The following is a 12,858-nucleotide window of genomic DNA, read 5'->3' as shown; positions in this document are numbered from 1 at the left end:
TCGCTTCTGGTGCGGAATTGGAAAAAATGGAGGATGAGATCGAGATGATCTGCAGGGTTGCCCAATAGCTTTGGTTCTTTGACGAAGTTCAACTCCATGACTTAGTTCCTTTTTTGCGGAAGTATAGTTGATGATGAAGTTTGAAAAGTCCGCATATAGATGGATAAAGGAGCTTTATGCCAGGAGAAAGGTATACTCTTTGGTTAGTGTGATAAGGCGGGTGGTGAGGGATTCTTGGAAGGAGTTTCGTTTGGAGCCTTATTTCTCCTTATCTCCTCTATCTTCCTGTTAGGGGGGATTAATAATGGGGGCAAGTCAGGAATTAGAGGTTTTGGTTAAATTCCCGCTTGACGAGGGGGGAAGGTGATATGCTACACTCTTAGAGAACGGAGAAGTAAGAGCGACTCGGATTAAAGGGACGAAAGGGGAGAGATGGCGTGCTTTTCCTTCTCCTTCTGGCATTCGTCAACTTGACGCTCGAGGTCGGCCCGGACGGCCGGCTCGGGGTTGTCGCCAAAACGGACGGAGGGGAAATTGAGTTCGTCAAGTCCATCCGGTGCGACCTTCGACGGCCCCCAGCCTTTCCTCGCTTTCGAGGCCGGAAAGATCTCAAAAGTCCGCAAGCTGGACGAAAAGAGGCGGGTTTACAAGCTTCGGCCCAAGGGGCCGACCGCGAAGTGGGCCGATGCACAGGTGGAGGCAAAAAGCATCCCCCGAGGGGTCCTGACGAGATGGACCGTCCGCTACACCGGCGGGAGGAGGGATTTCTTCCCCTGGACTACGGGCTTCTTTCTCGAGTTCACCTCTCCCGTCGAGCGGGCCGGGGCGAACCCGACCCTCAAGTGGAGGAAGCCCGATGGGAGGTTCGACTGGGAGGTGGCGGGTGACGCTCCCTACCCGGAGTTCGAGTGTCAGGTTCGGAGGGTGAAACTCGAGGGGCTCCCCGAGATAGCCATCGTAACCTTCTGGTATGATCCCGACTGGCTCTACGGAGGAGATATCAAGAGGACGAGGTTCATGAGGGCCGTCCTTCCCTCAAGCCCCCCGCAGGAGGCCGTTTTCGCTTTTGCCATCCTCCGCTCTGAAGGGCTCTCCGACGAGGACCTTTCAGCCCTCGCCACCGAAAGCCCGCTCTCCCTGCGGGTCGGGACGGGAAGGCTCGGAAACCTCTTTCAGCCTGGTGAAGTCGGGACTTTAAGGGTTGAGGTGAGGAACGTGACGCCGAGTGCGAGGGAGGCCCGGCTCTCCTGGGAGGTGTGGGACTATTACGGCAGGGTCGTCTCGAAGGGCATCCGCCGCATCTCCCTCTCCCCCTGGGAGGAGGGGAGCGCGCTCATAAGGATCGAATACGAGGGCCGGGGCATTCTCTTTGCTACCTTCAGGCTCTCCTCCGAGGGGTGGCGGAGGGAGCATTGGACCACCCTCGCCTTCCTCCCCGAGAGGCCCCCGTCGCCCCCCGAGTCCCGCTCCCCTTTCGGGCTGGCGGCGGTGACGGCCAACCCCGAAGTCTACCCCGACCAGCTCCCTTTGGAGGCCGTGCTCAAATTAGCTCGAAGGATGGGGGCGAGGTGGATCAGGGGATGTCCCTTCCCCGTGAAGGCCGAAATTTCCCCGGAGGAGGAGCGGAAGGCGAGGGAGAGGATAGAAACCTTCCGGAAGTATGGGATTTCCCTGCACGTCCAGCTGGGCGTCCCCGGCCTCTCGCCTCCCGAGGACTGGTGGGAGGCGGTGAGGGCCTCGCTTCAAAGGTTTGCGTTCTGCTCGGACTACTTCGAGTTGGGCAACGAACTCAACCCGCACGACCTTCCCGAGAGGCAAAGGGAGGCGGCAGTCGCATATGTCAAGGGATTGCTCCGCCCCTTCCGAAGGATCGTCAAGGCCGTAAAGCCCACGGCAAAGGTCATGAACCACGGCCTTGGCGGGATTCAACGGGCATATCTGGAAGCTTTCGGGGAGGCCGGGGGTTCAATTTGGTGGACGCAATATCCGTCCACCCCGGCTTTTACCCGAGGGCGCCGGAGTGGGACGAGGGCGGCGAGTTCTGGGCGTGACCTCGCCCCGGCAGGATAGGAAAGACGCCCACCGGTAAGCCGTGCGTCATACCCATCTCTACGCCCGTTATTCCTTCAGGAGCCTGCGGAAAACCCTCCCTACCCCCGGAGGGAAAATCTAAAACAACTTTTAAAACATCTTGACGTAACCCTACGCTTGCGGTATAATGTTAAGATGAAATCGTTCCGAAGGAGGCGGGAAAGGATGGGAGAGACTAAGGGAAAGCTCGTCGTACTCAACCGTGTGATGCGCATCCCTCCGAGAGCCATAGAGCTTCTCGAGAGGGCTGAGAAGGAGATGACCCTCTTCCTCAACGTGAGGGTTGATGACAGGACCGTCGTAACAGCTGACGCCTTCGTCGTATACCATAACACGGCCCGCGGTCCGGCGAAAGGAGGGATCAGGTTCGCGCCCAACCTCACCCTGTCGGAGGTGAGGGATCTGGCGGAGAGGATGACCTGGAAGACTGCTCTCACGGGTATACCGTTTGGAGGTGGGAAATCCGGCATCGCCGTGGACCCCAAATCCCTCACACCCTACGCCAAGAGGGAGATAATGAGGGAGTTCGTCCACCTCATCAGGAACGAGCTCACAACCGGAAGCTACGTACCGGCTCCTGATCTTGGAACCGGTCCAAGGGAGATGGCGGTGATATACGGAGAGTTTCACATACCCGAGTGTGTGACGGGCAAGCCCGTGGCCGTAGGAGGGGTTCCGGGAAGGAGGGAGGCCACGGGAAGAGGGGTGGCCACAGCCGCCCGCCTCGCTGCTCAACGCATGTTGAGGAAGGAGATATCGGAATGCACCGTCGCGATCCAGGGGTTCGGAAACGTCGGGAGCTGGACAGTCCGCTTCCTGAGCTCCATGGGTGCGAAGGTAATGGCGGTCTCCGACTCGAAGGGAGGAGCGTTCGACGGGGACGGGCTGGATGTGGAGGAGCTTTCAAAACACAAGGCCGAGACGGGAAGCGTGGTCGGGTTCGCCGAGGAGATCTCCAACGATGAGCTTCTCTCGCTCGATGTGGACATACTCATCCCCGCAGCGGTGGAGGAGGTTTTGAGGGAGGAAAACGCCGGTGACGTAAGGGCGAAGCTGATCGTGGAGGGGGCAAACGGCCCAACGACGCCCGAGGGGGATGAGATACTGAGGGAGAGGGGTATCCCCGTCATACCGGATATACTCGCCAACAGCGGAGGGGTGATAGCCTCATACATAGAGTGGAGGAGCGCGAAATCCGGGAGCATAACATCGGCTTCCGAGGTTTACGCTACGATAGATGAGAGGATAAATTTCGCCTTTGGGAGAATGGCGGAGCTTTCGGAGGATAAGGATGTAAGCTACAGGGATGCAGCCATGGCAATCGCCGTCGGCGAGGTGGTGAGGGCTATGGAGGAGAGGGGATGGATTTGACGAAAGGAGGTGAAGGCAATGAGAGCGGGCGTTGGGAAGGTAAGGATAACCCCGCCGGTGGAAGTGCCGATATTAGGGCATCTGTTTCGCATCTCGGAAGGCATACACGATGACCTTTGGGCGAAGGTGATGGTCGTGGAAGATGAGGAGCCGATGGCAATCGTGGGGCTTGACCTCGCCTGGCCGATGCCTGAAGGTGATTACGTGAAGATAAGGGAGGCGATTGAGAAAACGACGGGTATAAAAGGCGAAAGGGTCATGGTCACATGCACCCACTGCCATTCGGGACCTACCTTTCAACCTCATCCCGGCTTCCCCATGCCCTTGAAAAGGCAGAAGGAGTTGATCAAGCCCTGGGTTGAGGAGCTTCCCAGAAGGGTAGCCGAAGCTGCAGAAAAGGGGCTTTCAGACCTTAGGGATGTGAGCGCCGTTCGATTCGGGAAGGTTCCGATAACGGGACTGACCTACAACCGCAGGAAGCGCATCCCGGAAGGGGTCGCTTCGCTGATCAACGTCCAGGTCAAGGAGAGCCGATACTACTACGGCGACGCTTCCGAGATACCGCACAGCCTCAGACAGCAATACCTTTACTGGGGGATGCCGAAGGAACAAGCGGAGGAACTGCCCCCCTCAATACCCGACGGTCCCATCGACCCGGATTTGAGCGTCCTGTGCTTTGAGGGCGATGGTGGGAGGCCGATAGCGATATTTACGAACTTCGCCTGTCATGCGGTAGCCACGGCACCGCCGGTTCCGAACCTCATCTCGGCGGGTTTCCCCGGCGTGATGACCGACCTCGTTGAGGAGGCGACCGGGGGATTGTGCATCTTCACGCCTGGGGCGAGCGGCGACATCCGCCCGTATAGGTCCAAGCCGAAAGGGTTTGAAGAGGTGAAACGGATAGGGCTCGCCCTGGCGGCGGGTGTCCTCCAAGCCCTCAGGGAGTCACGCCTGGTGGAGGAGCCGAGGGTGAAGGTCATGAGTGATTTCGTGGAGGTCGCCCTGCGCGAGTATCCCCCGCGCGATGAGATAAAACGGATGCTCAGCGAACTTGAGGAGCAATTCCAGCACGCCAGATCCGAGGGCAGATACGCCGAGGCAAAGCGTCTGCTGGACCGGATAAACATGCTTGACTACCCCGTCAGATATATGGACTGGGTTGACCAGAAAGGGACGGTAAGGCTTGAGATTCAGGCTATATCGGTGGGGGATGTGGTTCTCCTGAGCATTCCCAACGAGGTGAACGTGAGCATCGGATTGGAGCTGAAAGGAAAGGCTCAAACCGATAAGCTCGTGTTACTGACGCTCGCAAACGGCTGTTACATGTATCTGCTGAAGGAGGAGGAATACGAGGAGGGCGGCTACGAGGAGGCGGCGTGCAGGCTTGCGCCGGGTTCCGGCGAAAAGGTGATGGACGCCGCCCTGAAGCTCGTGGAAAGGATCATGTCCATCCCTTAACCATAATAGCGAAGGGGAGGTGCATGAGATGGAACTTCAACAGGCTATAACGGGAAGGCGAAGCATACGGAGATACACCGATCAGGATGTCTCGGATGAGCAGATAAGGGCGCTCCTTGAAGCCGCATACTGGGCGCCGCGCGTGAACGAGAGGTGGAACTTCACCGTGGTGAGGGACAAGGCGACAAAAGATGTCCTCGCAAGAGGCGAACCGGGCGGCAGACCGCAGACTCAAGCGGCGGCTGCTCCGGTGGACATCGTGGTCTGCATAGACCTCAGAGGGGCGAGCAAACGTGACAGGGAGCTTTACGCCATGCAGGAGGCATCCGCAGCGATCCAAAATATCCTCCTGAAAGCATACGAGTTAGGTCTTGGGACGTGCTGGATAGGAAGTTTCGATGACGAGGCTGTCGCGGAAGCCCTCTCCCTCCCGGAGGGGGTCAAGCCGATCGCCATCATCTCCATAGGATACCCAGCCGAGAAGGGGAAGGGTGTTCGCAGGAGGAAACTTGAGGAGATAGTCCACCGTGAGAGGTGGGGCAACAGGTTTTAGGGGTGAAGCGTCATGCGCACGTATGTCAGCTTCTTCCTTGACGACCTCTCCCCGTATGTTGAGGGGGAAGGAGGGGAACTCGTCCGGATAGACGCCTCGGCTCTGATCGAGGTGCTCGATTTCGTCAGGGAAGAGGGGCTTGCGGGAGCCGTCTCGGTCATACCCGCCATGTTCGGAAAGCTTCTCACACGCCCACAAAACGAGCACGAGCGCAGGTTCGCCGAAGCCATAGGAAGGTTGGGCGAATACCCCGTTGACCCGCACATGGAGATAATGACCCATGGGAGGCTGTTTGATTTCTCAAAGATGACCCTATCGGACGGTCCCACGGAGATGGAATGGCTGGATGACCCCTCCGTTTCGGTTGACGAATACAGGGGTTACTTCCTGAACACGATAAGGGTCGGTCGCGAGCTCGGCATCCGTTACACGGGGGTTTCAACCCCGGGGACGCATCCAAAGATGAACCCGAACGTTTACAAGGCTCTGCTTGAGCTGGCAGAGGCGGGCGAGTTTCCGAACGCCGTGATCCCCGTCTTCGCCACCATTGAGGAAGGTCATCCCACCATGTCGCCGCGTCCGAGGGAGGTGAGGGGGGATTTCGGCGTCTACGAGACGCCTTCAGGCGTGTGGGACTACCTCGCATCCTGGCGGAACAGCCCCGATTGGGTGGATGTTGACCGTTACATCGACGAGAAGGGGGATGGCTACCTTGCGAGGATGATAAAGGCGGGTTCATTCATGGCGCTCTTCCACATGCACTGGCAGGGGTTGAACCCGCAGACGGGGCTCGGCTGGGAGGCGCTCCAGAGGTTGATAGAAAGGCTGCGCTCGCAGTTCGGCGATAGGGTGGTCTGGCGACGACCGAGCGAGATAGTGTGCCAGTTCCATCGCAAAGGGGGGATGCGGGCTTGAAGGTTGTCTACAAGGTTGACGGCTCCGCCGTCCACGCCTTCGTGGACGATGAGAAAGTCGGTCAGGTGATAGTCCCCGACATAGAGCTTCACTGGGCGGAAGGGGTTTATGTGCGCGTCGCAGGGATAGCCGGCGTGGAGACGAGGGAGGAGTTCCGCAGGATGGGCATCGCCTCGAGGATGATGGAGGAGGCGAAAAGGCTCGCCCTGCGGAGGGGCTATCCGTGCTCGGCGGTCTCCACGAACCTGGGAAACGTGGCGAGGAGGCTTTACTCCAGAGCGGGCTACGTGACGGTGTGCAAGCCGGGGAGGTTCGAAAAGAGGCTTGAAAGGAGGGCTCAAAAGCACAGGGTGAGCGTCAGAGGTTACCGCAGCGGTGACGAGAGGGAGCTGATGCGCATCTTTGAAGAGCTCTACGTCCACTTCTTCGGCTGGAGGAGGAAGACGCCTCAGAGATGGATGGAGATGAGGGAGGAGACGGAATCCATATTCATCGCCGAGGATGAGGGCGAGGTTCAGGGATGGTCCGCCTGCTTCCGCCAGTGGGTCGGGCTCGTCTCAGAACTTTATGTCAGACCGTCTCGGAGGCGGAAGGAGATAGCCAGGACGCTCCTTCACACCCTTGAGAACCACCTGTTGTCCAGAGGTGTGGATGTCGCCCATTTCTGGCTGTCGCCGCGGGACGAATTCTCGGCGGAGCTGCTCGTGGAGGAGGGATACAGGTTCACGGAACAGAGGGTGTTGAAGGTGTGCATACTTGACCTTGAAGGGCTGCTTGATGCTCTCGTCCCGCTTTTCAATCTCAGGCTGAAAGGGGCGCCGAGGTGGAAGGGGGTGATACGGTTGCGCACGCCCGTTCAGGAGGGGCTTCTGAGGGTGGACGATGAGGTGAGCGTTGAGGAGAGTGGAACGGCGGATGTGGAGGTCTTCATGCCGCAGGATGTGCTCGTGAGGATCTTATGCGGCGCCGTTGACCCCTGGGAGGCGTATCTTGAGGGCCTCCTCTCCGTTGAACCGAAGGTGGAGGAGCATGTGATGTCCGTTTTAAACGCTCTTTTTCCGAGCGTTCCATGGCATCATCCCGCCGACGACCTCTGGTGAGGAGGTGAAGAGGATGAGGATAGGCGTCGGGAAGGAAAGGATAACCCCTCCGGCTGGAGTTCCCTTCCTCGGCCACGCCTATAGGGTTTCGGAGGGGATACACGACGACTTATGGGCGAAGGTGATGGTTTTCGAGAAGGATGGGGAGGAGGCCGCCGTCGTCGCCTTGGACCTCTGCTGGCCGATGCCGGAGGGAGATTACGTGAGGATAAGGGACGCTGTGGAGAGGGAGACGGGCATTGAAGGACGGAACGTGATGGTCAGCTGCACCCACTCCCACTCCGGACCCGAGTTCAAGCCGAGACCCCAGTTTGACATCCCCATCAAGCGCCAGAGGGAGCTGATAGAGCCGTGGGTCGAGGAACTCCCCTTGAGGGTTGCCGAAGCCGCCCGGAAAGCCGTTGGGGGCATGAGGAGGGGGACGATCCGTTTCGGAAGGACACTCATGACGGGGATAAGCTACAACCGCAGGAAACGCACCCCTGATGGTGTCGTCTCCATCATCTGCGATACGGACGATATGCCCCAGAAGGTGAGGGAGCAATACATCTGGTGGGGAATGTCGAGGGATGAGGCGGAGAAGTATGCGCCGGTCGGGATACCGGACGGTCCGATAGACCCCGACCTGGACGTGATCTGGGCTGAGGATGAGGAGGGGAGAGCTTTCGCCATCATGGTGAACTTCGCATGTCACGCCGTAGCATGCGGTCCTCCCGCTCCTTACCTGATCTCCGCCGGTTTCCCGGGCTTTACAGCGAGATTCGTCGAGGAGGCCACAGGCGGGATATGCCTTTACACCGCCGGGGCGGGGGGCGATATAAGGCCGTATCGCTCCAGACCCAGGGGCTTTGAGGAGGCGCAGAGGATAGGGCTTGTGCTCGCATCGGGGGTCATCAGGGCGATGAAGGAAGGTCAGATGATCAACGGCGAGCTTAAGGTCGTGAGCGAACACGTCGAGGTCGAACTGAGGAAATATCCCCCAAGGGACGAGGCTGAGAAGTTGCTGGAGGAGAAGAGAAGGCTGCTGGAGGAGGCGAGAAGGGATGGAAGATTTCGCGAGGCGAAGCGGTTATACGACGAGATGCGCCAGCTCGATTTCGCCCTCGTCTTCGGCGGATGGATAGATCAGAAGGGGACGGTCCCGCTGGAGCTGCAGGCCATCTCAATAGGGGATCTCGTTCTGCTGGGGATACCGAACGAGGTGAACGTGTCTTTGGGGCTTGAACTCAAGAGGAGGGTGTGGACGGACAAGCTGGTGCTTTTGACGCTCACAAACGGCTGTTACATGTATCTGCTGAAGAGGGAGGAATACGATGAAGGGGGTTATGAGGTGGCGGCGTGCAGGCTCGCCCCCGGCTCCGGCGAAAGGGTTGTAGAAGCCGCTTTGAGGTTAGTTGAGAGGCTCAGGGGAAACATCGCTTCAAGGAGGTGAGCGCCATGGTCATAGGCGTCCCGAAGGAGATCAGGGAGGGCGAGAGGCGGGTGGGCATGACGCCCTCAGGGGTGCGCCTGCTCGTCTCGGACGGGCATCACGTGATAGTTGAGGAGGGCGCCGGAAGGCTCAGCGGCATATCCGACGAGGAGTTCAAAGAAGCTGGAGCCGAGATGGTCAGGAGCGCCGAGGAGGTGTGGGGAAGGGCTGAGATGGTGGTTAAAGTGAAGGAACCACAGCCGGTGGAATACAAGTTCTTCCGTGAAGGGCTGATATTGTTCGCCTACCTGCACCTTGCATCTAACCCGGAGTTGATTCGGGAATTAACCGAAAGCGGCGTCACCGCCATCGCATACGAGACGGTTCAGCTTGACGACGGCTTCCTTCCCCTTCTGACGCCGATGAGCGAGATAGCGGGCAGGATAGCTGTGCAGATAGGGGCGAGGTTGCTTGAGGCGGACAGCGGTGAGGGGGTCCTTCTGGGAGGCGTCCCCGGAGTTCCGCCGGCCAACGTGGTCATATTGGGGGCGGGGACCGTCGGGAGCGCTGCCGCGAGGATAGCGGTGGGGATGGGCGCAAACGTGTCCGTCTTGGACGTGGACGCCCGCAAGCTTCGCCATCTGGAAGACGCTCTGCACGGGCGCCTGCTCACGCTCAACTCCACCCCGGATAACATCAAACGTGCCGTGCTGGGGGCTGACCTGGTTATAGGGTGCGTCTACAGGGTTGGGGAGAGGGCGCCCGTCCTGGTGGACGAGGAGACGGTCGGATCTATGAAGGACGGGGCGGCAGTTATAGATGTGGCTGTTGATCAGGGTGGATGTGTGGAGACGAGCCGTCCCACGACCCATAGTTCGCCCACCTATGTGGTTCACGGGGTCGTCCACTACGGAGTTCCGAACATGCCCGCTGCCGTGCCGAGAACCAGCACGCCCGCCCTGACGGACGCCACCCTGCCGTATGCCAGGAAGATAGCGAACATGGGGATGCATCGGGCGCTTGAGGAGGACGACTCCCTGAGGAGGGGCTTAAACGTCCACGAGGGCTCCATCGTCCACCCCGGCGTGGCTTCGAGTGTGGGGAGTGGAAGATAACTAGGCGATGGACAAGCTCTACACCCGCAAGCGGTGGGGCATCCAGCGGCGGTTTTTCGTGAAGAACAGCATCTGCGCAACGGTGGCTACAGAATAAACGTCGGCATCCCCCTCAGAGAGCCCTCCCCGCGGACTGCTGCTGGGATAAGAGGGGTTAATATCTTATGAAAAGGGGTTCGCAGTCAACTGCGTAACTCCTAGACTTAATGACTACAAATGACAAAACTCAATGTCTCAGCCATAGTTTTGGCCGGCGGAAGATCCTCCCGCTTCAAAAGGGATAAAGCGCTGATTCTCTGGGAAGGGAAACCTCTGATCGTCAGACAGGTTGATATGCTTAAGGGGCTGTTCGACGAGATAATCGTTGTGACGGGGAATGAAAGAAGATATGAGGAGTTGATCGATGTCAAAGTCGTGAAGGATCTGATCAAAGGGAAAGGACCTCTCGGAGGAATACACGCCGGGCTGAGTTCCTCGTCGAACGATTACAACCTGATCCTTCCCTGCGATATGCCCCTGTTGAACGAGAAGGTGATCTCGCTTCTCCTGGATGAGATAAACGGTCGGTCACGGATCATATTGCCCGTAGTGAGAGGATATGTGGAGCCGTTAGTAGGGATCTATCACAGGGATTGTATCCCTTTCGCCGAGATGCTCCTGAGAGGAGGAAAACTGAAGGTTTTGGGTCTTATGGACTTCGTCCCGACCAAGCTCATACCTGAAAACAGGGTGCTTGAGGTGGACCCCAACCTGACATCTTTCCTCAACCTGAACAGCCCGGAGGATCTTAAAATAGCCACTTGTGGTCTCATTGAGGAGGTTATCAAGGAGGAATAGATGCTGAAGCTTGAGTTATCCGGACCAGATCTGAGGGTTGAGACGGACCAACTGGTGGCGGCGATCCGGACGGAGGGTTATGTCTCAGGGATAGCCGGGGGGAGCTTCCTCGATAGGCGAACCGGAGCGAGGGATCTGGGATTCGGATTGGATATCGTGGATTTTCTGCTCGAGCCCGGTCCCGATAAACCTGACACACCGGAGGGGATGAGATATCCATGGGGTGATAAGATTCACGGTAACATTCCCAAACGGTATATCGAGCTACCACAGATATGTACCCAAGCCAGGAGGATAAATTGGGAGGTCACCGGCGGTCGTGAGGTAATCGGGGTTAGAGGTTGGTTCCGATACACGAAAGCCGCCCCCGGATATATTCCAGGTTCGCTCTGGGAACAATGGCTTATCTTCCTCGAAGGGAGGAGATACATCCTCGCCTCGGATAGGGTAACGAGCGCAAACGATGTCGAGTCATTAATCCTCAGGATAGATATGCCGGGGCACATCAAACATTCCGGCGGCGACAGCTTCGAGGCGATCTACCTCAGCTATCATGGGGTTATCCCATCGAAGGAGTTCAACGAGGACTTCGCACCCGACGAGAAGTTCCTGTACAGACGGGGGGATGAGGTTCCGGAGAGGTTCATCAGAGCCTATAAGATCAGGGGCGGTCCGTGGCTCGCAGGGATGACGCTCAACCCTGAGATCGTCTACGAGGCGTGGTGTCATCAGAGAGGATATGTCTGTATGATCCAGGAGATAGGAGGTATAAAGGTAGGAAGAGGCGAGTCATTTAGTGCTGCATATATCATAGGCTTTTTCGATTCCATCGAGGAGATGGAATCGGTCTACGATGAGTTCAAGGGGACTTCGCATATAGCCATTAAAGCCGGCAAACTGCGACATCCCTTACTCCAAAGGGAGGTGAACGTTGAAGATAGCTAGAACCTCATCTCCTATGTTTCTGATATGATGTTCTCCGTCTAATGGACAGTAGATGACGTCTCCAGCCTCTACCTCCGCCTCGAATCCGCCGTCGAATATCACCAGTCCCCTCCCGCTCAGGATCATCCATAGTTCCTCATCCCGATCATGTTTGTGCATCTCTTTCGCCGGCTGATGTGGTTCGACGTTCACTAGGGCGATGTTCATCCCCTCAAACCTTCGCCTTATCAGGGATATCGGCAGCACCTCGTAGGATTCCGTCTTGGACCCCGGTTTCGGAGCATACACCCTTACCTTCGTATCCTTGAACCTGGTCAACACCTCGTCGAGGGCCTTCTTGTTCATCTCGATGCATCTGAGCGGCTCAGGGTGTTCCCACACATCTATCTGAATCCATCCATCATATCTTATTTGAACGAGCGTTGGGATAATCCTTTCCAGCCTTAATTCCCCATCGCCGAAGATCAGATGTTTGGATGAATGTGAGCTTCCCGGCATATCGAGGGTTTTCCGATCGTTATCGGCAAGGTGTAGATGTGATACCCTCCCGGCGAACTTCCTCATCCACCGATAAAGCTCCCCATCGCTCAATACGTTGAAATGTGCCGTATCACAGAGCACCCCGAAAGCGGGGGAATCGACCTGGGTGACGACGGCGTAGGCGATTTCCAGATTATAATCTATCTGTACCGGTTCCGGCTCGATGTGGACCCTGATACCTTTCTCCTCGGCATAGGGGGCTATCTGACGGAAGGTGTCGACCAGCTGATCGACTACCTCCTCGTCGGAAAGCCCCTGATCCCGGCCTCCTGGCCAGAAGCCCACGAACTCGGCGTTGAGGGAGAAGGCGAGGTCGATCTGTCGCCGTGCCATCTCCGCGTATCGCCTTCTCACCTTTGGATCAGGATGCGCTCCAGGAAGCGGTACGAACCCCTGAAGCCCTGCTATCCTCAGCCCATGTCTCTCGTATTTATCCCTCCATCTCCCTATATCCTCCCCCTCGCCCGGATATGGATCGAAGCCGTTGTGCACCTCTACCCCGTCGAATCCCAGCTCGCGGGC

General features: G+C 57.8%; 11 protein-coding genes. 10 read left to right on the top strand and 1 reads right to left on the bottom strand.

Annotated features, from left to right (window positions below):
- Window positions 1-534: 534 nt before the first annotated feature.
- The 10 genes from J7M22_10090 to J7M22_10045 all read left to right on the top strand — a co-directional run bounded on the left by J7M22_10090 (window position 535) and on the right by J7M22_10045 (window position 11,796).
- A complete protein-coding gene (locus J7M22_10090) occupies window positions 535-2,070 on the top strand; it encodes a hypothetical protein (protein ID MCD6506959.1) in 1,536 nt (511 codons plus the stop codon).
- A 186-nt stretch (window positions 2,071-2,256) separates the two neighbouring features.
- On the top strand, window positions 2,257-3,462 hold the full coding sequence (locus J7M22_10085; GenBank protein ID MCD6506958.1) for a Glu/Leu/Phe/Val dehydrogenase: 1,206 nt from the start codon (window positions 2,257-2,259) through the stop codon (window positions 3,460-3,462).
- A gap of 18 nt (window positions 3,463-3,480) precedes the next feature.
- Window positions 3,481-4,920, top strand: coding sequence for a hypothetical protein (locus tag J7M22_10080; GenBank protein ID MCD6506957.1), 1,440 nt, complete (start codon window positions 3,481-3,483; stop codon window positions 4,918-4,920).
- Between the two features lie 28 nt (window positions 4,921-4,948).
- Window positions 4,949-5,473, top strand: a complete 525-nt coding sequence (locus J7M22_10075) for a nitroreductase family protein (protein MCD6506956.1) — start codon at window positions 4,949-4,951, stop codon at window positions 5,471-5,473.
- 12 nt (window positions 5,474-5,485) lie between these two features.
- Window positions 5,486-6,388: a hypothetical protein gene (locus J7M22_10070; protein MCD6506955.1), complete on the top strand. Its 903-nt coding sequence runs from the start codon at window positions 5,486-5,488 to the stop codon at window positions 6,386-6,388.
- The gene (locus J7M22_10065; GenBank protein MCD6506954.1) at window positions 6,385-7,488 is read left to right on the top strand and encodes a GNAT family N-acetyltransferase; all 1,104 of its coding nucleotides are present in this window, start codon (window positions 6,385-6,387) and stop codon (window positions 7,486-7,488) included. The genes J7M22_10070 and J7M22_10065 overlap by 4 nt, the downstream gene beginning before the upstream one ends.
- A 13-nt stretch (window positions 7,489-7,501) precedes the next feature.
- Window positions 7,502-8,920, top strand: a complete 1,419-nt coding sequence (locus J7M22_10060) for a hypothetical protein (protein ID MCD6506953.1) — start codon at window positions 7,502-7,504, stop codon at window positions 8,918-8,920.
- Between the two features lie 5 nt (window positions 8,921-8,925).
- Window positions 8,926-10,014 carry an alanine dehydrogenase gene (gene ald / locus J7M22_10055; GenBank protein MCD6506952.1) on the top strand — a complete coding sequence of 363 codons (1,089 nt, stop codon included), beginning with the start codon at window positions 8,926-8,928 and terminating at the stop codon, window positions 10,012-10,014.
- Between the two features lie 216 nt (window positions 10,015-10,230).
- On the top strand, window positions 10,231-10,851 hold the full coding sequence (locus tag J7M22_10050) for a molybdenum cofactor guanylyltransferase (protein ID MCD6506951.1): 621 nt from the start codon (window positions 10,231-10,233) through the stop codon (window positions 10,849-10,851).
- On the top strand, window positions 10,852-11,796 hold the full coding sequence (locus J7M22_10045; protein MCD6506950.1) for a hypothetical protein: 945 nt from the start codon (window positions 10,852-10,854) through the stop codon (window positions 11,794-11,796).
- Here the strand turns inward: J7M22_10045 and J7M22_10040 are convergent.
- A partial coding sequence (locus tag J7M22_10040; protein MCD6506949.1) for a TIM barrel protein occupies window positions 11,761-12,858 on the bottom strand: 1,098 nt, incomplete at its 5' end. The two genes, J7M22_10045 and J7M22_10040, sit on opposite strands and share 36 nt — an antisense overlap.

This window comes from Candidatus Poribacteria bacterium (assembly GCA_021162805.1).
GTDB lineage: Bacteria > Poribacteria > WGA-4E > B28-G17 > B28-G17 > JAGGXZ01.
The sequence above is the reverse complement of the archived record's forward strand: the minus strand, read 5'-3'. Positions and strand labels throughout refer to the sequence as shown.

What these genes read in the sequence shown, in the direction of transcription:
- J7M22_10075 (MCD6506956.1), top strand. Translation starts at nt 4,949, where the DNA reads ATGGAACTTCAACAGGCTATAACGGGAAGGCGAAGCATACGGAGATAC.
- J7M22_10050 (MCD6506951.1), top strand. Translation starts at nt 10,231, where the DNA reads ATGACAAAACTCAATGTCTCAGCCATAGTTTTGGCCGGCGGAAGATCC.
- ald (MCD6506952.1), top strand. Translation starts at nt 8,926, where the DNA reads ATGGTCATAGGCGTCCCGAAGGAGATCAGGGAGGGCGAGAGGCGGGTG.
- J7M22_10060 (MCD6506953.1), top strand. Translation starts at nt 7,502, where the DNA reads ATGAGGATAGGCGTCGGGAAGGAAAGGATAACCCCTCCGGCTGGAGTT.
- J7M22_10045 (MCD6506950.1), top strand. Translation starts at nt 10,852, where the DNA reads ATGCTGAAGCTTGAGTTATCCGGACCAGATCTGAGGGTTGAGACGGAC.
- J7M22_10080 (MCD6506957.1), top strand. Translation starts at nt 3,481, where the DNA reads ATGAGAGCGGGCGTTGGGAAGGTAAGGATAACCCCGCCGGTGGAAGTG.
- J7M22_10085 (MCD6506958.1), top strand. Translation starts at nt 2,257, where the DNA reads ATGGGAGAGACTAAGGGAAAGCTCGTCGTACTCAACCGTGTGATGCGC.
- J7M22_10070 (MCD6506955.1), top strand. Translation starts at nt 5,486, where the DNA reads ATGCGCACGTATGTCAGCTTCTTCCTTGACGACCTCTCCCCGTATGTT.